At 40.2% G+C, this 20,134-nt stretch carries 20 protein-coding genes; 10 read left to right on the top strand and 10 right to left on the bottom strand.

Annotated elements, in window-relative coordinates:
• The first annotated feature begins 757 nt into the window (after nt 1-757).
• Together N6B01_RS14245 and N6B01_RS14240 are read left to right on the top strand one after the other, a co-directional pair.
• Entirely contained in the window at nt 758-1,096 is a 339-nt protein-coding gene (locus tag N6B01_RS14245) for a hypothetical protein (protein WP_262080706.1), read from the top strand.
• Between the two features lie 25 nt (nt 1,097-1,121).
• Nucleotides 1,122-1,817 (top strand): tetratricopeptide repeat protein, encoded by a 696-nt coding sequence (locus N6B01_RS14240; RefSeq protein WP_262080705.1) that lies wholly within the window; start codon nt 1,122-1,124, stop codon nt 1,815-1,817.
• Between the two features lie 126 nt (nt 1,818-1,943).
• On the opposite strand, the gene N6B01_RS14235 is transcribed toward N6B01_RS14240, so the two are convergent.
• The 3 genes from N6B01_RS14235 to N6B01_RS14225 form a co-directional block, all read right to left on the bottom strand.
• On the bottom strand, nt 1,944-2,354 hold the full coding sequence (locus N6B01_RS14235) for a hypothetical protein (RefSeq protein WP_262080704.1): 411 nt from the start codon (nt 2,352-2,354) through the stop codon (nt 1,944-1,946).
• Between the two features lie 261 nt (nt 2,355-2,615).
• The gene (locus N6B01_RS14230) at nt 2,616-3,941 is read right to left on the bottom strand and encodes an MFS transporter (protein WP_262080908.1); all 1,326 of its coding nucleotides are present in this window, start codon (nt 3,939-3,941) and stop codon (nt 2,616-2,618) included.
• Nucleotides 3,942-4,513: 572 nt separating this feature from the next.
• Nucleotides 4,514-4,717 (bottom strand): DUF4926 domain-containing protein, encoded by a 204-nt coding sequence (locus tag N6B01_RS14225; RefSeq protein WP_262080907.1) that lies wholly within the window; start codon nt 4,715-4,717, stop codon nt 4,514-4,516.
• Nucleotides 4,718-4,916: 199 nt separating this feature from the next.
• Between N6B01_RS14225 and N6B01_RS14220 the strand changes: the two genes are divergently transcribed.
• Nucleotides 4,917-5,324, top strand: a complete 408-nt coding sequence (locus N6B01_RS14220) for an Imm7 family immunity protein (RefSeq protein WP_182419957.1) — start codon at nt 4,917-4,919, stop codon at nt 5,322-5,324.
• Nucleotides 5,325-5,403: 79 nt separating this feature from the next.
• On the opposite strand, the gene N6B01_RS14215 is transcribed toward N6B01_RS14220, so the two are convergent.
• From N6B01_RS14215 to N6B01_RS14195, 5 genes are read right to left on the bottom strand one after another with little or no spacing between them, the layout of a single operon-like run.
• Nucleotides 5,404-5,730: a hypothetical protein gene (locus N6B01_RS14215; protein ID WP_262080906.1), complete on the bottom strand. Its 327-nt coding sequence runs from the start codon at nt 5,728-5,730 to the stop codon at nt 5,404-5,406.
• Nucleotides 5,730-6,530 carry an ABC transporter permease gene (locus N6B01_RS14210; protein ID WP_262080905.1) on the bottom strand — a complete coding sequence of 267 codons (801 nt, stop codon included), beginning with the start codon at nt 6,528-6,530 and terminating at the stop codon, nt 5,730-5,732. Before N6B01_RS14210 ends, N6B01_RS14215 begins: the two co-directional genes overlap by 1 nt.
• On the bottom strand, nt 6,531-7,727 hold the full coding sequence (locus N6B01_RS14205; protein ID WP_262080904.1) for an ABC transporter substrate-binding protein: 1,197 nt from the start codon (nt 7,725-7,727) through the stop codon (nt 6,531-6,533). It lies immediately after the preceding gene.
• A 47-nt stretch (nt 7,728-7,774) separates the two neighbouring features.
• Nucleotides 7,775-8,623, bottom strand: a complete 849-nt coding sequence (locus N6B01_RS14200) for an ABC transporter ATP-binding protein (RefSeq protein ID WP_262080903.1) — start codon at nt 8,621-8,623, stop codon at nt 7,775-7,777.
• A gap of 29 nt (nt 8,624-8,652) precedes the next feature.
• Nucleotides 8,653-9,774, bottom strand: a complete 1,122-nt coding sequence (locus tag N6B01_RS14195; RefSeq protein WP_262080902.1) for an acyl-CoA dehydrogenase family protein — start codon at nt 9,772-9,774, stop codon at nt 8,653-8,655.
• A gap of 405 nt (nt 9,775-10,179) precedes the next feature.
• On the opposite strand from N6B01_RS14195, the gene N6B01_RS14190 reads away from it, so the two are divergent.
• On the top strand, nt 10,180-10,767 hold the full coding sequence (locus N6B01_RS14190) for a biotin transporter BioY (protein WP_262080901.1): 588 nt from the start codon (nt 10,180-10,182) through the stop codon (nt 10,765-10,767).
• Between the two features lie 388 nt (nt 10,768-11,155).
• Here N6B01_RS14190 and N6B01_RS14185 read toward each other — a convergent pair whose 3' ends face one another.
• Complete coding sequence (locus tag N6B01_RS14185; RefSeq protein WP_262080900.1) at nt 11,156-14,089, bottom strand: autotransporter family protein; 2,934 nt, start codon at nt 14,087-14,089, stop codon at nt 11,156-11,158.
• A 214-nt stretch (nt 14,090-14,303) separates the two neighbouring features.
• Between N6B01_RS14185 and N6B01_RS14180 the strand changes: the two genes are divergently transcribed.
• The 4 genes from N6B01_RS14180 (at nt 14,304) to N6B01_RS14165 (ending at nt 15,611) form a co-directional block, all read left to right on the top strand.
• Nucleotides 14,304-14,501 carry a hypothetical protein gene (locus N6B01_RS14180; RefSeq protein ID WP_262080899.1) on the top strand — a complete coding sequence of 66 codons (198 nt, stop codon included), beginning with the start codon at nt 14,304-14,306 and terminating at the stop codon, nt 14,499-14,501.
• Nucleotides 14,501-14,827 (top strand): hypothetical protein, encoded by a 327-nt coding sequence (locus N6B01_RS14175; protein WP_262080898.1) that lies wholly within the window; start codon nt 14,501-14,503, stop codon nt 14,825-14,827. Before N6B01_RS14180 ends, N6B01_RS14175 begins: the two co-directional genes overlap by 1 nt.
• On the top strand, nt 14,827-14,961 hold the full coding sequence (locus tag N6B01_RS14170; protein WP_262080897.1) for a hypothetical protein: 135 nt from the start codon (nt 14,827-14,829) through the stop codon (nt 14,959-14,961). The genes N6B01_RS14175 and N6B01_RS14170 overlap by 1 nt, the downstream gene beginning before the upstream one ends.
• A 233-nt stretch (nt 14,962-15,194) precedes the next feature.
• Nucleotides 15,195-15,611, top strand: a complete 417-nt coding sequence (locus N6B01_RS14165) for a hypothetical protein (RefSeq protein ID WP_262080896.1) — start codon at nt 15,195-15,197, stop codon at nt 15,609-15,611.
• Between the two features lie 58 nt (nt 15,612-15,669).
• Here the strand turns inward: N6B01_RS14165 and N6B01_RS14160 are convergent, their stop codons facing one another.
• Complete coding sequence (locus tag N6B01_RS14160; RefSeq protein WP_262080895.1) at nt 15,670-17,022, bottom strand: formimidoylglutamate deiminase; 1,353 nt, start codon at nt 17,020-17,022, stop codon at nt 15,670-15,672.
• A gap of 315 nt (nt 17,023-17,337) precedes the next feature.
• Between N6B01_RS14160 and hutI the strand changes: the two genes are divergently transcribed.
• Both hutI and hutH read left to right on the top strand, forming a co-directional pair.
• A complete protein-coding gene (gene hutI, locus N6B01_RS14155; RefSeq protein WP_262080912.1) occupies nt 17,338-18,540 on the top strand; it encodes an imidazolonepropionase in 1,203 nt (400 codons plus the stop codon).
• A gap of 58 nt (nt 18,541-18,598) precedes the next feature.
• Nucleotides 18,599-20,134: a histidine ammonia-lyase gene (hutH, locus tag N6B01_RS14150; protein ID WP_262080894.1), complete on the top strand. Its 1,536-nt coding sequence runs from the start codon at nt 18,599-18,601 to the stop codon at nt 20,132-20,134.

Below are 20,134 nucleotides of genomic sequence, written 5' to 3'. Positions count from 1 at the left end.
TATTTCATTAAACATATAATCTTGAGGATAAATATCTTTAATTTTCTTAAATTCCGGATGGCTTGGATAATAAATTATAGCGAAATGTCGCGGATTCTTATGGGTATATAGTGTATAATGATCAGCATCTTTTACAAAAGCAAAAGAGCCTTCAATCTGCGAATTTTCAATAAAATTGGGTGCTAGATAGCCAACTAAATCCATTATTTATAAACCTTATATGTTAGTTTGGTTATATTTAAAGCGGTTTTCGGACAAAAAACGCGGTGTAAACAATGGATTAGAGCGCCGATCTGATCCAATCAGAGCGAAATGCGCTCTAATGTGCAAAGGAAATATCAAAAATAAACTGTGCTAAAGTTTTATGGCAACAATAAGAGGGGTTCGCATCGATAATTGAAAAAGGCTATTGGTGCCAATAGCTTTTTCTGCTGCTGTTATAGTAGGCGTAAACAGAAAAACCGCCACGTCTTATTTATACAAACTGCAAAGCGCTAAAAACTCGCAGGCTAGGATCTTGCCGTTAAGGAATTTTTGTCATCGATTAATGTCGCAAAATCATAATTGGTATGAATATATTGTACGAGCATTAAAGGTTGCGATTATGTTGTTAATGATAACTCTTTAACTAAAATATCCAAATAATTCCCATTTTAGTAGATATTTCGAATTATAATTAAATAGTTTTAAATGTTTTGAAATATAGCGAATATGGATATAGAATTTACATTTATACTGCAAAAAAATAGGAGGGAAAATGTCTATAGATAATAAGCATAATTTTGTTGAAATAATATATAAGTCTATTATTGATGAAAATATTGAATTATATCGTGATAGTTATCTTGATATAAAAGCTGATCCCTCTTTGGATAATTACGGCAAGAATGTGGTTAACCTTATAAAAAATTTAGATACAGATGAAAAAGAAACGTTGTTAATGATTATGAAGCAAGTCATGATTGATACACTTTCCAGCATTTTTAATCTAATTGAAGAGGATGGCAATATTGCTGATGTAAAGCTTATTTATAAGGGTGAAACCATTAATGAAGATTTACAAGATGCCTTTTTAGCATATGTGGAAGAATTATAGTCTAAGAAATCAATAGGAGCTTACATTGAAGCATTATATTATCCGGTTATTTTTTATCTTCATCACTAGTATTTTTCTTGTAAATTTTAGCCATGGCGCTGAAACAATTGCCCAACTACTAGAAAAGGCTGAAAAAGGTGATGCTAATGCACAGTATGATCTAGGTATTCATTATGATTATGGCGATGAAGTTGCACAGGATAAGGCAGAGGCTGTAAAATGGTATAGGCGCGCTGCCGAGCAAGGTCATGACAAAGCACAATATAATTTGGGCATTAGTTACGACATTGGTGAAGGTGTTGCAGAGGATAAGGTCGAGGCAGCAAAATGGTATAGACTCGCCGCTGATCAAGATAATCCTAAAGCGCAATTTAACCTTGCCGTTGCTTATGATCTTGGTGAAGGTGTTACTGAAGATAAGGCTGAATCTGCAAAATGGTATAGGCTTGCCGCTGAACAAGGTTACGCTAAAGCGCAGTTTAACCTTGGTGTTGCTTATGATGACGGCGAAGGTGTTATTGAGGATAAGGTAGAAGCTACCAAATGGTATAGGCTGGCTGCAGAGCAAGGACACGACAAAGCACAGTTTAATCTTGGATATAATTATTATTATGGTGAGGGTGTAAAAAAGAATAGACTAGAAGCAATCAAATGGCTTAAACTTGCTGCAGAACAAGGCGATGGTAGAGCACGTAAAATGTTAAATGCATTAGGTGAATAATTGAACGCTAATATTAAAAAAACGGTTTTATGTGAGGTAAATGGAAATTATGCATTTTATCTCACATAAGCGTCTAATGGTGTATTCGCCCAGCTTAACTTCATAGCTTTTTGCATTGATGTGATTTTAGGATATATTTTTATTAATTGAAAAATAGAGAACATTATTAATGTAATTATTTATGTCATTACCCAAATATTTGTCATTATAATAGTTTATTAATATGCAATTATTGGTTATCAAAAATTCAAATATATGTCTTAAATCAATAAGATCAATCATTCTTATGTGCAATTTAAAAATCACATCGCCATAATATTCTTCAAAAATAATAGAATGGTCCTGTTTATGAAACGTAAGAGCTTTATTGCTTAAATATCGACCATGATAGTTATGAAGTTTAAGATAAGTAATCAATTTTTGATATAAAGCGCTGTAATCATCTTGCCAAAAATCAGCTATATTATCCAAATGAAAATTGCCTTCATTATATATTTCTTGAGGTAATATAATTGATTTATAATATATATTGGACATCGCATATCCCTATTTTTACAAAACTATATTTAGGAAGATGGATTATAGCTTGATAGAATTTTTGTAATATTATTATATCGCATGATTATTACACAAATATATTGAACATAAAAGTTGAAAGGTAATTTTTAAAGTTATGCTAGAAATAGGTGATTAGGGTCAACACCAATGATATTTAACATTTGCAAAGTTTGCTGCTTTTAAAAGCACGCTATGATTTTGATCTACCAAAGCGTGCTTTGTTTTAAAAAATTTGGAATTTTATTTATGGGCATCCAACATATGGCGATTGGTTTTGCCAAGGTAATAGACAAGCGCTGCCCCAAATAGTGGTAAAATGCCAAGGATTAACAAGCCCAATGATGCGCTACTGGTGGTTTCCTTAATCCAACCCATGAGATAAGGACCACCAAAGCCAGCAAGATTGCCCACCGAATTAATCAGCGCAATACCTGCTGCGGCAGCACTACCAGTTAAAAACGCGGTTGGCAGTGTCCAAAATAGTGAAAAACAACAAAAAATACCAATAGCTGCAAAGGTTAGTGCAACCATAAGAATAATCGGCTCTTGCAAAAAGCTTGCGGTAATAAGGGCGATAGAGGCTAATAAAAATGGCAAGATCACATGCCAGATACGCTCACCAGTGCGGTCGGAATGAATGCCCCAAAGCACCATAGCAATAGCGGCAAAGAAATAAGGAATAGCAGTAACAAAACCCGTTTCCACATTGCTTAAACCAAAAGCCTTGATAATTTGTGGTAACCAAAAACTCATGGCATAAAGTGCTGCAACAAAGCTAAAATAAACAAAGCACAAAATTAATACGCGCGGCGAGGTAAGCCCTGCCATAAACGAATGATCGCTACCAACTTTGCGCCCTTTTTCAGCTTCCATGGCAATTTCATTTTCAAGCCAATTTTTTTCGTCATTTGTCAGCCATTTGGCTTTGCTTGGTCTATCGGTTAGATAAAACCAAGCAATAATGCCAAGAATGACTGTTGGCACCCCCTCAATGATGAAAAGCCATTGCCAACCGCGCAAGCCCCAAAATCCGTGCATTTCAAGCAAAATGCCTGAAATTGGTGCGCCAATCAGGGTTGATATGGGCACTGCAATCACAAAGCCTGCTAAAATACGGGCGCGGTAACGGCTTGGATACCAATAGGTTAAATAAAGCAAAATGCCGGGAAAAAACCCAGCTTCCGCAAGACCAAGCAGCAAGCGCAAGCCATAAAAACTCCATTGGCCTACAATGAGCGCCATGAAACAGGAGATCAGCCCCCAAGTGATTAATATGCGGGCAATCCACAGCCGCGCGCCTAATTTTTCCATAAAATAATTGCTAGGCACTTCAAACAGAAAGTAGCCCACAAAAAATATGCCAGCACCAATACTATAAATTGTTGGTGTAAAGCTTAAATCTGCATTCATCTCCAATGCGGCAAAACCAACATTGACCCGGTCAAGATAGGCCATAAAATAGGCAATAATCAAAAAAGGCACTAAGCGCAGCGATACTTTGCGTATGGCGCTTTGCTCAATGCTTGCTAACGATTTTTTTGCCGTTACATTTGAAATTTCAACCATGAATCTCCCTCTTCCCGTAAAATAATGTGGTTCAAGTCAATAAATCTTGTTTACCCATGCTTTCCCCTAAAAGCCCATAGACTATAAACTTGAAAATAAAGAATAGTTTTCTATACTTAAATGAAAAGACGATCAATCACTTTTATGCTGAAGAGCATGTTGGCTTTTCTGAAAGGCAACACATGCGCAAAACTCTTAGTTTTGGCGCATTGTCTAAACGCAAAACTTGATCAACTCTTGCTGAATATGCTTTTAATAACTGCCAAGTTAAAAATTACAAAGATTACGCATTTATATATGGAATGTCATTTCTTGCGTGTTATTCATCATCGAGTATTTTATTGAGCACAATGTTTTATGCGATTGAAAAACCCTACATTAAAAATTGTATCGATACACTTAATTATCATGCATTATGATCTGATGCTTTATGACAATCTTTTATAAAGCCCGAAACTTTATAAAGCCTTAGAGTTTTATTAAACACAAGAGTTTTATTACAAAGCGATGTTCTAAATTCACAAATATGGATCATTTGATGTCAAATTATTCGCAATAATTTAATGTTAAAATTAATCGGATGACCATGGCGAAATTTGCGTTGGTAAAAGAGGTATTTGTTTAAAGGTTACGCCACGGTCGTCGATAAATTCTACCTCGTAGGCTATGCACGGATTTGAAAATATTTCTATTATAGTTCCACGTTCGCCCTTTTGTAAATTTTCAGTTTCTAAATCTTCCAAAACTACGACAATATCAAATAATTTATATTTCATAAAATGTCTTTCTTATTCGACAAAAAGATGGGGTCAAGCAGCTATACTAGATCTTAATGTGTAAACTTGGCTAGTTTAAATGAACGCGTCGCAAGTTTGATATAGTATTAAGTCAAGTTTAAAGTTTTACTAAGGGTAAATTTATTGAATATGGTAGAGGCAGAGTAGAGAACCAATTTTTACAATGAGGGTTTATAAAATGATTGAGTATCAAGGCTGGATGACTGTAAGTGGACATTGGTTAGAAGAATGTGAAGAGGACTTTGATTATCAAGCCGCATTAAAAACGATTAAAGCTGAATTTAAAAATAAATTTGCACATGAAAATGTTTATCATGAAAATAATTGCTTTATAAAGTTAGATTTCTTTAATGGCTTATTACGAATTACGGCTATAGGATGCAATAATAGAAAGACCAATATTTTTCAAAATCTATTTGATTTTTTTACTTTTACCCAATCGGTTGCAATCGGTTCATATGGAATCTTTAGTTTTTATGATGATGAACCAAGTGGTGAATATAAATATCATATTTATAAATTTATCAAAGGCGAATGCATTCATGATTTTGATCCGCTATTATCATCATTTTGTTCGATGGAGTAGAAACTGCAATTGTTGGAAGTAAGTTATTTATGAATGGCTGTTTATTTGGCTGCATTGGTTGATAATCCATCTGCATTTTTTAGCCAAATTGCTTTAATGTTTGGAAGTCTATTAAGTTATCAATCAAAAATTGATAAAATTTTTCGTCATTTTGCTTATGTTGTTCATAAAGCGTGTCAATCAGTGCAGTCCAATGTCTAGCCGACTGATATTGATATTTCATTTTTAAAAATTCGCTCAATTCATCATTGTAGTTTTTTTGGCTTTGCTCACTATCCGCCAAACACCTTGAATAGGCGTAAAGATAGCCATAGAAGAAATTGGTTATTTCGACTTGGCTATTTTCATCAATAAAAAACATGCCAATATGTTTTTTTATAAAGGCGAGGTTTTCTTTATCAATCATTATTTGCTAGCACCAAAATATTTTAAGGCAAGGCGTGCCAAACTATCAAGACTATAGCCAATGATACCGATCAGCAGAATAATTGCCATTAATTCAGGGTAATCCAAGCGATCACGCGCATCGAGGATAAAATAACCAAGCCCTGCATTAACACCCAACATTTCTGCCGGCACGATAACAATCCATGCAATACCAATAGCAAGGCGAAGGCCAACAAAAATTTGTCCAATAATGCCGGGAAGAATAACAAAAAATAAGGTTTCAACTTTAGTTGCAGCTAGGCTTTTGGCAAGTTGCAACCAATGGCGGTCAAGCTGGTTTACCCCTGCTGCGGTGTTTAACAAGATTGGCCAAATGGCAGCAAAGGCAATTAAAAAATAAATCGGCTTATCACCAACGCCAAACACCATGACCGCTATCGGCATCCAAGAAAGGGGTGAAATCATGCGCAAGAATTGAAATGACGGCGATGCTGTTTTAGCAGCAATTGTTGAACAGCCAATCATAAGCCCTAAAGGGATACCAAGGATAAGTGCAAAAAACAGCCCAAACAATATGCGCTTTAAACTTGCACCAACATGCAAGATAAGATCTGGGCTTTGTAACAAATGCCAAAAGGCAGGAAAGGCAAGACTTGGCGAAAAACGCGCGGCAAAGCCATTGCCCTTTGCCCAAATATCAATAGCAAACCACCATAGAAAAACAAGGATAGCCAGCCCTAAAATGCCAAGATAAAAGGCTTTCAATTTTGCCGTGGAAGCCTTCAACGGTAATTTTGTTTGGGTTAAATGCACGCTCATTTATGCTTCAATCACCTCAACGCGTTCAAAATTTTGCTCAAGCCCAAAGGCCGGTAAGCCGCCAAATTGGAGAAGTGCTGCTTTGATAAAGCGATCATCAACAAGGTCTTTAGCGGCAAATTCTGGGTCTAAATGGTCAAGAAATGCATTATCGCCATGCATTAATGTGGTTTTTAAATGCTCGATCAATGATACCGTATAAGACGGGAAAGGGTAGGGCTGGAAACCGATGCGCTTTTCGCGCCATTCTGGGTGTTTAATCGCACCACTTTTTACATAGGCGCTATCATCACTGGCATTTTCTACCAGCACTTTTGTGAGTGCAGCAACCGAATGGGGAGTATAGCGATTGGCATTATCCTTAGACAAAAGCTCTGCGGTTTTTTGGCGGTTGGCAATTGTCCATAATTGCGCGTCAACAAGAGCATTAACGACATTTTGCGACCATTGCGGACGTTCCATCAAATCACTTTCATTCATTAAAACAAGGCAGCAGGCATGGTCTTTCCAAACATCGCCGGTAAAGCGCAAAATTTTGCCAATGCCGGCAAGTTCACCAAGGGCGTTAAATGGCTCCGCAACAATGTATCCAGCAATTTCGCCATTGGCAAGGGCCGGCACCATGTCAGATGGCGCAAGAATAACAAGATTAACCTCGCGCTCGCCAATGGTGCCGCTTTTCTTTGAAACAGGGGTAAGTCCGGCTTTTTTGAGCAAAATTTGTAAAACAACATTATGAATTGAATACCAAAAGGGAATGGCAACGGTTTTGCCGGCAAGATCATCAATCGAATTGATATTTTCAGCAACCGATAATGCCGAGCCTGACATATGGTTCCAAGCGACGACTTTTACCGGTGCTTTGCTATTATAACGCGCCCAAACGGCAATTGGTGACAAAACATGCACCGCATTGACTTGTCCAGCAAAAAACGCTTCAACCAATTGTGCCCAAGAACGAAACATCACCGGCTTTTCTGCCTTAACCCCTTGTTTTTCAAAAAAGCCTTGGCCATGGGCTACAAGCAAAGGGGTGGCATCAGTAATTGGCAAATAGCCGATTTTTAATGGTTCATCTTGTTTTGCGCCACTTTGGGCATTGGCAAAACGCGTGTTTAATATGGAAGCCGCCCCTCCTGCGGTTAAAAGCGTGGCAAGGCGCATAATATCGCGGCGTGAAAAAAACTCATCATTCATAATATGTCCTCGCGCTTTGGGTAAAAATTACAATCAGCCATTCAATTTTAATGGGCTAGTTTTTGCATTATCTCGTTCTGGATGGCTAACGCCATTGAACTATCATTACCGTTTTGGCGTAAGTGTGTAAGATCCCACTCGCCAAGCAATTGACCCGGAGTACCGCCAATCAGCAAAACCCTATCGCTCACTCTTAAAGCTTCATCAATATCATGAGTAATAAGCAAAGCGGCACTTTGATAATCGCTAATAATTTTGATTAAAAGCTGTTGCATTTGCCCTCGGGTAATTGCATCAAGCGCGCCAAACGGCTCATCGAGTAATAAAACATCTGGCTGGCGGGCAAGACAGCGAGCAAGGGCAACGCGGCTTGCCATGCCGCCAGACAATTGCGCCGGCATTAATGCGCCTGCATCTTCAAGATTAACTTCGCGCAGGGCACGTTCTATACGCTGATGGCGCACTTGGCGCTTTAATGTGGGCTGATGTTTAAAGTTAAGGCCAAAGGCAACATTTTTATAGACATTAAGCCAAGGCAACAAGCAAGGGTTTTGAAAAGCCATGCTAAGGCGCGGATGTACTTTGGATATTTCCTCACCATGAATTTTGACCACACCATTTTGTGCGCGTTCAAGGCCACCCAAAATCCGCAATAGGCTGGATTTGCCAACGCCGCTTGGTCCTAAAATGGAAAAAATCTCACCTTGTCGCAGTGTTAAGTTAAAATCAGTTAAAATGGTGGTTTTACCATCATGGCTGATTGAAATATTTTCCCCTGCAAGCACAATATCGCCTTGTTGAGGAGCTTCCCTTGCATCAAGGATATTATCCATAGGCATAGCTACGAGAGGCACTTCATCTTGAAATGCGGATTGAGTAAAGGATCGACCGACCACATTATTTCCATTCATATAATTAAGTTATTTTATTGGTTTTGCGCTTGTAACACTGCCTTTAATTGTGTGATGCTTGGTGTGATAATAGGGATAAAAGCTGCTTCACGCAAGCGGCGTGCAAAATCGCTACCAGTTTTTTGCAAATAGGCTTTGCCCCCTAATGTTTGCAATTCAAGCCAAATGGCTTTAGTAACCAAATCAGCAAGGCGAATACGAATGCGAAATAAGGCTGCAATATCGCTAATGAATTGCTGTTCAATCAACCCTTGCTGTAGTTCATTGGTAAGGCTTACAAGGTCACTTGTTAATGTGTCAATTTCTGCGTTCAGCACATTGCGGCCTGCGCCCTGATTATGCTGTGCCTCATCTAAAATGCGCCGTGCAAGCCCCAAGGACATAGCGCATTGCATACCAATAAAGCCCGGCCGAACGGGTGCTATGGATGCGGCAAGATTATGGAAGATAATATGCTTTTGATCAATTTGCACATTTTTAAGCGATATGGATGCGGTATGGCTGGCACGAAGAGCCGTTAAGTCCAAATCATCAGAGCGGGTAAGGCCAAGATCATCAGCGGCAAAGCTCGCAACAAAGGCGGTTTTGTCAGCGCGCTCAATCGCGGCAGCGATAACAAAATTGCCAAGCCGCAAATTTGTAACCCAAGGCATGATACCATCAACAATAGTTTTACCATTTGTTTCAGCACTTACCTTAATTTGCAATGTTTCCAAACCTGCCATAAATTTCATAGCATTGGAAAGTGCCGATGCACCGGCTAAACTGCCATTGATAATTTGCGGCAATTGCTCTATTCGTAGCTGTTCATTGTCGCTTTCAATTAAAAAATGAGCATAAGTTTTTTGCACCCAAAGCACAAAGGCGGCAGTTAAAGAATGGTAGGAAAGGGCAGCAATTGCCTCAACACTATCGCAAATTGTGCCACCATCACCGCCAAAATCCTTAGTAACGCCAATGCCAATTGCGCCAGTTTTTAACAATTGTGGTAAAATTTCATCGGCTTTGTCGCTTTGCTCATCAAGACTATTGGCGTTTTGACTAAAATAATCAAGGCCAGTTAACCCATGGCGAATTTCATTTGATTGAAAAGACAAAGCCTTGCCCTCATTTTGCTGTTGTTGCATTTTTATCATTTGCAAATTTGCCTTTTCTTTTATTAATGCTTTATCGCTTTATTGTTTTTTCATTCATAAGGCAATAATTGCTCATTAATTGGCGTTTGGCCAAGATTATTGCTCTATTTCCAATCATTTTGTGCGTGTCATTTCGTCACCTTTTTAATAGTATCTGCTAAACTATTAGGTAATCATCCAAAATTCCCAGTATAATTTATCAAATATTACTAAAATTTTAGTTTTGTTTTCTGTAATGAACCTATATTCAATTGCATTTATGAAATTTTACATATGGCAAAATATTTCAATAATTGCTTTTTTACAAATTTTGGCTATTTTCCGTAAAGACGATGGTTAAACAACAGATTATTAAGAAGTGCGGGTGCAAAAATGCACACCGAAAAAAGCATAAAGGCACATTGCATGGATAAAACGCAACAGGTTAATGCGCAATGCTATCAGTTAGAAAATATGCGCTATGCTGCGCAAGTGATTGCAATTTTTCTTGGTGTCACTTCACTCTATTTAGCCTCCTATGTCCAAATACCCATTGGACCTGTACCAATCACCTTACAAACTTTTATTGTTACATTTATAGGAGCGTTTTTTGGACCGCGCCTTGGTTTCATCACCGTTATTTTATGGCTTTTTTGTGCGGCCATTGGTTTACCACTTCTTGCCGATGGAAAGTCTGGCCTTGCACCTTTTTATGGCATAACTGCCGGCTATCTTTATGCTTTTCCTTTTTCTGCATTTTTAACGGGTCAGCTTGCCAAAAAGGGTTGGAATGGCAGTAATTTGAAATTATGCATTCTTAATATGTTACTTGGCAATCTGCTTTGCCTATCGCTCGGTGCCTTATGGCTTGCGAGCCAAAAAGGCGGACAAATTGCTTTTGTTTATGGCTTTATGCCATTTTTACTTGGTGCGATTATCAAATCTTGCGCCGCAGCCCTTTGCCTTAAAATAATTGACATATATCTTAGGGGCAAAACCTACAGGACTAATTAAAAGATAAGAAATATTTAAAAAAAGCAAATGTGAAAGATGCATATTATTAAGCTATAAAATCGCTCTTTGCATCACATGTTTTCAATAACTTGCAAAATTGAGCCAAAAGGTTTTATTTGCAGTTAATGATTTCTATTGTCACTAAAATAAGCCATTTTGATTTATCTTCAATAATAGAATATCAATGGCAGAGCAATTATTAGCCCAAATTACATTGCCCCGCTTTTGTCTTTCCAAACAATGACGGGGCAATAAAACTAATATGATCAATTAAATTTCACATTAGAGCGTTTTCCGAAGAGTGTGAAGCGGTTTTCGGGTAAAAAACGCGGTGTAAACAATGGATTAGAGCGCTGATCTGATCCAATCAGATCGAAATGCGCTCTAATTAGAATTTTGATCTAAAGCCTATAGTGGCGTTTAATGTATAACTATCGCCAAAATCGCTAAAGCTGGTGCGGCCATCAAGTTCCCCATAAATGGAATAGCTATCATCTTTCCAATTATAGCTGAACCCTGTGCCCAAGCCACCCCAAAACCGGTCTGGGTTATTGCGGAAGTAAACCTTTGTCACACTGATTTCAGTGCCATTTAAAAATTCATAATAAAGATTACCAATAGCATAGGTTTTAAAACGGCGAATGTCACCATTTGACGCTTTCCAAACCTGTGCATGATCAAAAGACATGCCAAGTCGTCCGGTTAAAGCATCACCATCGCGGCTTTGTATATAGCCTTGATACTTATCAGAAAAGCTATTAAAATCAACGCTATTATAGGATAGTTGGGCTTGCGGCGTTATTGTCCATTGATTGCTTAGAGCAATTTTCTTACCAGTTTCAATGCTTAAACTATAGCCATTGCCGTGATTGCCATTTGCTAATTTTTGATTTTGTAGCCATTTAGAGCGCAAATCGCTATCAAACCACATAAGTTGAGCAACACTGTCGATATAAACATCATTATTGCCATACCATGTCAATGTGCCACCAAAACCATATGCGGTGGTTTTGATATCACCTGTGCCAAAACGCGAAGAGATATCTGCTTTTGCGTTGCCATATTGAAAATAAACGCCGCCAATAAGTTGGCCGCTAGTAAAGCTTTGACTATAAAAATCTAAACCAAACTGCATTTTTAGCAAGTCAATATCATAATTAGACGCTGTTTTGCTTACATGCGAATTGACATGGCCGGTTAATCCCTCGGCCCTCATCCAAAAGCCACGCTCTTCGGTTTTTGCCGCAAAGCTTTGATTGCTATCGGTCAAAAGCCATTTGCGATTGCCAACGCGTTGTTCAAGCGTACCTAAATTATTTAAACGCTGCAGAATTTGCGGATAAATTTCATATATTGGCACTGTTGGTGAATAAACAGGACTAGGTATAGGCCTTGGTTCGGGCACTGGTTGAGGCTCGGGCACTGGTTTTGGCTCTGGTTGAGGCTCAGGTTTTGGCTCTGGCTTGGGTTCAGGCTTTGGTTCTGGCTTTGGTTCTGGCTTGGGTTCAGGCTTTGGTTCTGGCTCTGGCGTGGTATAAAGCGAGCGTAAATACCAATCACCAGTAAAATTACCTGCTACATTTCCTGCATAAAGTGAATAAGCATAAGCGCCTGCCGCAACAGCCACTCTTCCTTCAAAACTATAATCTCCAGCCAGTGTAAAGTTGCTTGTTTGGGATGTGCCGTCAACTTGGATAAGTTGAATACCGTTACCTGTGGTTAATGCGCCTAATCCATCACGATTAACAACATAAACATCTGTTGCACCACTTGCATTACCGGTAATATGCAAAAAGTCAGTGGCTGAATCATCATTGCCAAGAACCGTATCAAAAATTATTTTGCCGCTTGTGCTTGTATAATCGCCATTAATTGTCAGCAAGCCGATATTATTGTCGCCTGGCTTAATTGTGCCATTATTGACAGTGCTGCCAACAATGCCCAAACCTTCAAGCGTGCCGTCTGCAGTAATGTCAATTGTGCCACCTAATTGACCATTTACCACAAGCGATCCACCGGTGATATTTGTTTCACCAATAAAATTGCTACTATCTGCTGTAAGCTTAGTGCGACCAGAAAACTGATTTATTGTTCCCTTAGCAATGCTCGTTGCAGCTGAAGTTAATTGGCTATTAAAAATATAATCTGTAGCATTATGATTAAAATTAAGTGTTGCATTGCCAAGACTAATGTTTGGCGCGTCAACAATTCCAGGAGCAATTGCTGCATCACCGGCTTTTGCACCAATATTTAAACTTGCAGAAGACGCACCTTCTGCTGCCATATAAATAGTATCTTGTGCTTTTAGCGTTGCATTATCGTGAAGGGTTACGCTTGCCGTACCAGCTTTTGCGATATAAATATTGGTTGCAGAAGATACAACAGAACCATCGCCAGCAATATCGGCATCTGCAGAACTGCCATCATTTACCGCAAAGATTAAATCATGAGCGGTTGAAAAAACACTTGCATTATTAAGAGTAAAAGTAGTCTGCCCAGCAATTGAAATAGCTGCCCCGCCAGTCGCATTAAACTGTGCGCCATTATCTAAATTGATTTGTGCATTGGCACCAACCTCTTGTGCGGTGTAGAAATTTTGCACAAAAACCGCACCATTATTATTGACATTGAATATACCAGTGCCACTTTGAGCAACCAAAATATTTGCATTGTTAACGTTTAGTATAGATCCTTCGCCATCAATATTAACTGTACCGGTAATACCGGCTGAGCGACCAACAATAATATTTTGATCCGTATTGCTAAATTGCAGCTCGCCACCATTAAGAATATCAAGGCGGCCATTACCTTGGCTACCAATCCAAAAATCATTATTGCTGCCACTTATTTCAAGCTTTGATCCAGCGTCAGAAATTGTAAGATGTCCAGAAGAGCCAGTTAATACGCCAATTTGGCCATATTTTGCTTGTACATAACCACCATCTAAAATAGACATTGTGGTATTATTGCCAGCAGCTGCCCAACCTAAATAAAGAGCGTCGCTAATATTAATTTGCGAGCCTATACCCGTTACAGTGATAGAAGCGGGTGAATTAATCCCAGATATGAAAGTTGCATTGAGGTTAACAATACCAGTATCTGCTGAGCTTGTTCCAACCTTCAACGTCCCATCTATATCTAAATTTTCATTAACCACCCAAGGTGTTGATGTATTTCCTGTAGGGGAAACTGTTATTGTATCAGTAGCACCAATATAAGCACCAAGTGCAAAGCTCTTACTTAAAACAAGTAGGGATCCCCCATAAAACAACTTAAGAAAATTTGTTTTAGCCTTTTGTTTAAAAGTATTTGCGATATTCATGCACTCATTCCTAATATTTATATAGTTTTACCTATTAATATAATAAAATGATAATGCAACAATTTAAAAATTAAAAATTTTTATTAGCAATTGCTAAAATTATATATCTTTCGAATAGGCCGACAATTAACGCGTTAATTTTATACCACGCCGTTATGAGCTCTATATTTTTCCACAGGGCAAAGGTATTATTTTATGTTAAGGCTCAGATTTTATGAAAGGCTTTAAGCTAATTGTTTTAGGCTTTACCGCATTATGGCTTGGTGTTTTTATTGCCGGTGCCGTAAAATTAAGCTGGAGCGAAAAAGAAATGCTTGCCATGTTTATTATCATGGCAATTGGCGTTGGAATTATTTCCAAAATGCGGGCGGATGCCATTGCATTAGGCTTTTTAAAGGGTGTGGTCAATTAGTGGGCGGCGCTTTTGTGGTTGGTCTTGCCCGTGCTATATCGATTATTCTTGATCAAGGTTTGATCTTGGATACAATTGTGTATCATGTTGTTGGTCTTCTTAACGAATTGCCACGCTCTATGACAGCTATTGGCATGTATGCAAGTGCGATGATTATGCATTTCTTCATTTCTTCATTTCATCAGGCTCAGGTTAATCTGCCGTTCTTATTCCGGTATTCACGCTTATTGGCGACGTGTTGGGCATTACCCGCCAAACTACAGTGTAAGCCGTTATCTTTGGTGAGGGTGTTGTTAATTGTATTAATCCAACATCAGGGGTTTTGATGGCAATTCTTGCCACAACGCAAGTATCCTTCACCAAATGGGTAAAATTTATTATGCCATTGGTCATCGTTTGGGGATTGATTGCTGCTGTCGTACTTGTCATTGCTGTTGAAATGAATTGGGGGCCCGTTTAAGTTTAAATAGTGTATAAATTTGTTGATTAGAAAAAAACTTGAGCCCGCTATTGCAATTAAAAGTAATAGTGGTTTTTTATTATTTGTTTAATAATTAGGCTTGAGAAGCAAAGTGGCAGTTTCAACTAATCTCCGCAAGATTAATGGCAATCAAGGATTATGAAATTGCTGTAAATTTGAGTGCTGCTGACACGCATGATGCGTTAGAACGCTTAAAGCCACAAGGTGAATAAATGAAATTGTTATATTATTGTTTTAGACAAGCTATTTTGTTGTTGACCGTGTCATTTATGGTAGGACAAACCAATGCGGCCGACTTTCCATTAAGCCCAGAGAGTAAATGCTATGAGCAGCGCGTCTTTGAACAGGAAGAGCTCAGAAAGCGCTATGAGATTTGCTTTGAACCTGATGTGCTTATGTTTTGTGATTCACTTTATGGCCCGCTTATAGACAATCGCCGTCTTCTCGATCTTGGATGCAGCGAACTTGGTGCTTGGCATATCAAGAACAATATTCTCTATTTCGAAGTTAGGGAATATGATTTTTCTTCGCAATGTGAAATAAAAATAGAAAATGATGGCATCACCTTAAGCGGTTGCCCTGATTTTGATAGATTTCCAGGTAAATGGCAGCCTTCGCCGCAAGACTAAGTTTTGATAAAACAACCGCTTTGGCAAGCGGTTGTTTGGAAAAATAAACCAAAAAAATCTAGCCAAAAAGCTTGTTCATGGTTTTGCTATAAGTTTTAAATATTTCATCGCGCGCAATGTGCTTGCCATCGCGGACAACTTCAACGCCATTAACCCAAGTGCTTTTAACGTCCACCGTTCGGGCAAAAATCCAATTGTCTAAAATAGCGTCTTCCTTAATCCAATCTTGACCTTTTAAATCAAGGGCGACAAAATCGGCGCTATTTCCGCATTTAATTGCGCTTTGGCTTTTTAGCGCTTGATCGCCGCCCTTTATCGCTTCATCAAATAAATGGCGACCATTGGAGCCTAAAGGTTTGGCGATTGCATTGCGCATATGGGTTTTTAAGCGCACCGAATATTCAAATTGGCTTAATTCATCAGCAACGCTAATATTAACATTAGAGTCGCTGCCAATGCCAAAACGGCCGCCATGTTCCCTAAAGAGCAGGGCGTTGAAAATTCCATCACCAAGATTGCCCTCAGTTAGCGGACAAAGCCCAGCAATCGCGCCAGATTTTGCTATATTGACGGTTTCATCTTCTGTTAAATGGGTGGCATGGATCAAGCACCAATTTTCATTAACCTTAAAGCGGTTTAACAGCCATTCCACTGGGCGCTCACCACTCCATGCAACGCAATCATCAACTTCTTTTAATTGCTCGGCAATATGGATATGGATTGGGTTACCATCAGCAAGTGGTAAAATTTCCTTTAACTCATCTTCTGTTGCGGCGCGTAAGCTATGGGGCGCGATGCCGACAATGCTTTTTTCAAGATTTTTTGCGTGGCTCCGGCATGATTGAACCAGTTTTGCAAAGCTCGCCGTGTCATTAATAAAACGCTTTTGCCCGTCAACCGGTGTTTGGCCACCAAAACCCGCATGAGCATAAAAGACCGGCAATAGGGTTAGATGAATACCGCTTTTTTGTGCAGCATTGCAGATGCGGCCGGCCATTTCGCCAATATCATTATAGGGCTTGCCGTCAATATCATGATGCAAATAGTGAAATTCGCCAACACGGGTAAAACCAGCTTCCAACATTTCGATATAAAGCTGTGATGCAACGGCTTCCACCTCGTCAGGATTCATGGCAAGGGCAAGGCGGTACATTTCATTGCGCCAGCTCCAAAAACTATCAGGCGTTGCGCCGCGCCGCTCGGTATAGCCTGCCATGGCACGTTGAAAAGCATGGGAATGCAAATTGGGCATGCCGCTTACCAGCACTTTATAATGGGCGCCTGTTTGCTGCGGATTACCATCATAGGCATTTTCGTCAATCGCGGTAATTGAGCCATTTTCAAAGCTGATCGCGACATTTTTTTGCCAGCCCTTAGCCGTTAATGCGCTATCTGCGAATATCTTTTGCATCCTATCCTCCACTTGTTCACAATTTTGTATCATTCATATTTTTGTCAGCGCAGTCTTTTAACCTTTTGTATCAGCGTTATTTTTAACGCCAATAGTGGCTAAAATATTCACTTTTTAAAACTTTGGCAGGGTTTTAAAATAAATTTGATTTGAATTTAAAAACTTTCTACTTGCCAGATTTTTAATATGTATATACATTATAACAAAAATAGGGAGGCTTCAATGGGAAAAATCATTCCATTTACCACTTCTGTGCCGCAACATCATGTATTTGCCGGCAATGATATTCTTTTCAAAAATGTATCTTTAATGACAATGGTCGCCTCTTCGTCTGGGGCATCTGCGCACCAAGATAACGCGCAAGATTCCCATTTAGGCATTATTAAAAATGGTGCAATCTTTGTAAAAGATGGTTTGATAGCCTTTGTTGGTTTTGAAAATGACTTGCCAGAAATCAAAAGCGATCATGATATTATTGATCTTGGTGGCCGTTGGATGAGCCCAGCATTAATTGATTGCCACACCCATATTATTTACGGCGGCAACCGCGCCAAAGAATTTGAAATGCGCCTTGCTGGCGCAAGCTATGAAGAAATTGCCCGCAGCGGTGGGGGCATCGTGTCGACCGTGGGGTCGACACGAGCGTTAACGGTTGATGAAATGGCAGCAACATCGCTGCCCCGTCTTGACCAATTGATAAATGAAGGTATCACCACAATTGAAGTAAAGTCTGGCTATGGGCTTGATATTAAAAGCGAGCTTGATATGCTGCGGGCTGCCCGCAAGCTAGAAACTTTACGCCCGATTAAAGTGCGTACCACGTGTTTAACCGCCCATGCAACACCGGTTGAATATAAGGGGCGCAATGCTGCCTATATTGACGAGGTGGTGTTACCCGTACTTGAACAAGGCGCAAGCGAGGGTTTAATTGATGCGGTTGATGCATTTTGTGAAAATATCGCCTTTTCTCCGCAAGAGTTAAAGCCAGTTTTTGACGAGGCAGTAGCCTTGGGCTTGCCCGTAAAGCTGCACGCCGAACAATTGAGCAATCTTGGCGGCGCAAAATTTGCCGCTTCCTATGGGGCGCTTTCGGTTGACCATATTGAGCATTTGGACGAAGAAGGCGTTGCGGCCATTGCAAAATCCGGCACGGTAGCGGTTATCTTACCGGGGGCTTATTACACCATTCATGAAACAAAAAAGCCACCTATTGCGCTGCTGCGCCAATATAATGTGCCAATGGCGGTGGCAACCGATTGCAACCCCGGCACATCGCCCTTAACATCGCTCTTGCTAACCATGAATATGGCGGCAACCTTGTTTGATATTCGTGTTGATGAATGTTTAGCAGGTGCAACCCGTGAAGCTGCCCGCGCCCTAGGATTATTGGAAAGCCGTGGCACCTTAGAAGTGGGCAAACGCGCCGATCTTGCTATTTGGAATATTGATGAACCGGCCGAGCTTGTTTACCGCATTGGCGCAAATCCGCTTCATGCGCGTTATATTTCAGCACAATAAACAAAATTTACAAAAGCAAAATTTTTAAGAAAATGTCCAAATTGGACGGGAGGTAAAAATGACAATTACTTTAAAACCGGGTGAAGTAACCCTTGAACAAATTAGCGATATTTACTGGAACGGGACAAGCGTTAAACTTGATCGTAGTTTTGATGCAGCAATTGAAAAAGGCGCGGCACGCATTGCAGAAATTGCCCAAGGTAATGAGCCTGTTTATGGAATTAATACTGGCTTTGGCAAGCTTGCCTCTATCCGTATTGATGCAAGCGATGTTGCAACCTTGCAGCGCAATCTTATCCTTTCCCATTGCTGCGGTATGGGTGCGCCGTTAAGTCGTGACATTGTTCGCCTCATCATGGCATTAAAATTGGTGTCGCTTGGCCGTGGTGCTTCTGGCGTGCGTCTTGAGCTTGTCCGCCTCATTGAAGACATGCTGGAAAAAGATGTAACGCCGCTTATTCCTGAAAAAGGCTCAGTTGGCGCATCGGGTGATCTAGCGCCACTTGCCCATATGGCAGCGGTCATGATGGGCGAGGGCGAAGCTTTCTTTAAGGGCGAACGCATGAGTGGCGCCAAAGCCTTGGCACTTGCTGGTTTAAGACCAGTTATTTTGCAAGCGAAAGAAGGCTTGGCACTCATTAACGGTACGCAAACATCAACCGCACTTGCTATTGCTGGCTTGCTGCGTGCTTACCGCGCATCTTGCACCGCGCTTGTGACTGGTGCTTTATCAACTGATGCTGCTATGGGTTCATCTGCGCCATTCCATCCAGATATTCATACACTTCGCGGCCATTATGGCCAGATTGCCACGGCACGTACTGTGCGTGAATTGCTTATTGGTTCGCAAATTCGTGTTAGCCACTTGGAAAATGATGAGCGCGTGCAAGATCCTTATTGCATTCGTTGTCAGCCACAGGTTAATGGTGCGGCGGTTGATGTATTGCGCCACTGCGCTAATACTTTGGTCATCGAAGCCAATGCGGTTACCGATAATCCATTGGTGTTAAGCGATAATAGCGTTGTTTCAGGTGGTAATTTCCACGCCGAACCAGTGGCTTTTGCTGCCGACCAAATTGCATTGGCCGTTTGCGAAATTGGTGCCATTGCACAGCGGCGCATTGCCTTAATGGTTGACCCTGCGCTTTCCTTTGGCTTGCCTGCCTTTTTGGCTGCAAAGCCGGGTTTAAATTCAGGTCTGATGATTGCCGAAGTAACATCAGCGGCATTAATGTCTGAAAATAAGCAAATGGCGCATCCTGCTTGTGTTGACTCCACCCCAACATCAGCCAACCAAGAAGACCATGTGTCGATGGCTTGCCATGGCGCACGCCGCTTGCTTACCATGACTGAAAATCTGTTTTCAATCCTTGGTATTGAATTATTAATGGCAGCGCGCGGCGTTGAGTTTCGTGGCCCCTTAACCACTAGCCCACAATTGCAAAAAGCAATTGCGCATTTGCGCCAAAGCGTGACTTCGCTTGAGGTTGACCATTATATGGCACCAGACCTTGAAGAATGCCGCCGCATTGTTGCATCGGGTGAAGTGGTTGGTCTGTTTGACCAAACAATATTCCCCATTTTAAAGGACTAA

It is taken from the genome of Bartonella sp. HY406 (assembly GCF_025449315.1).
Taxonomy (GTDB): domain Bacteria; phylum Pseudomonadota; class Alphaproteobacteria; order Rhizobiales; family Rhizobiaceae; genus HY038.
Note: the sequence above shows the minus strand (reverse complement) of the source record. Positions and strands in the feature narration are given on the sequence as shown.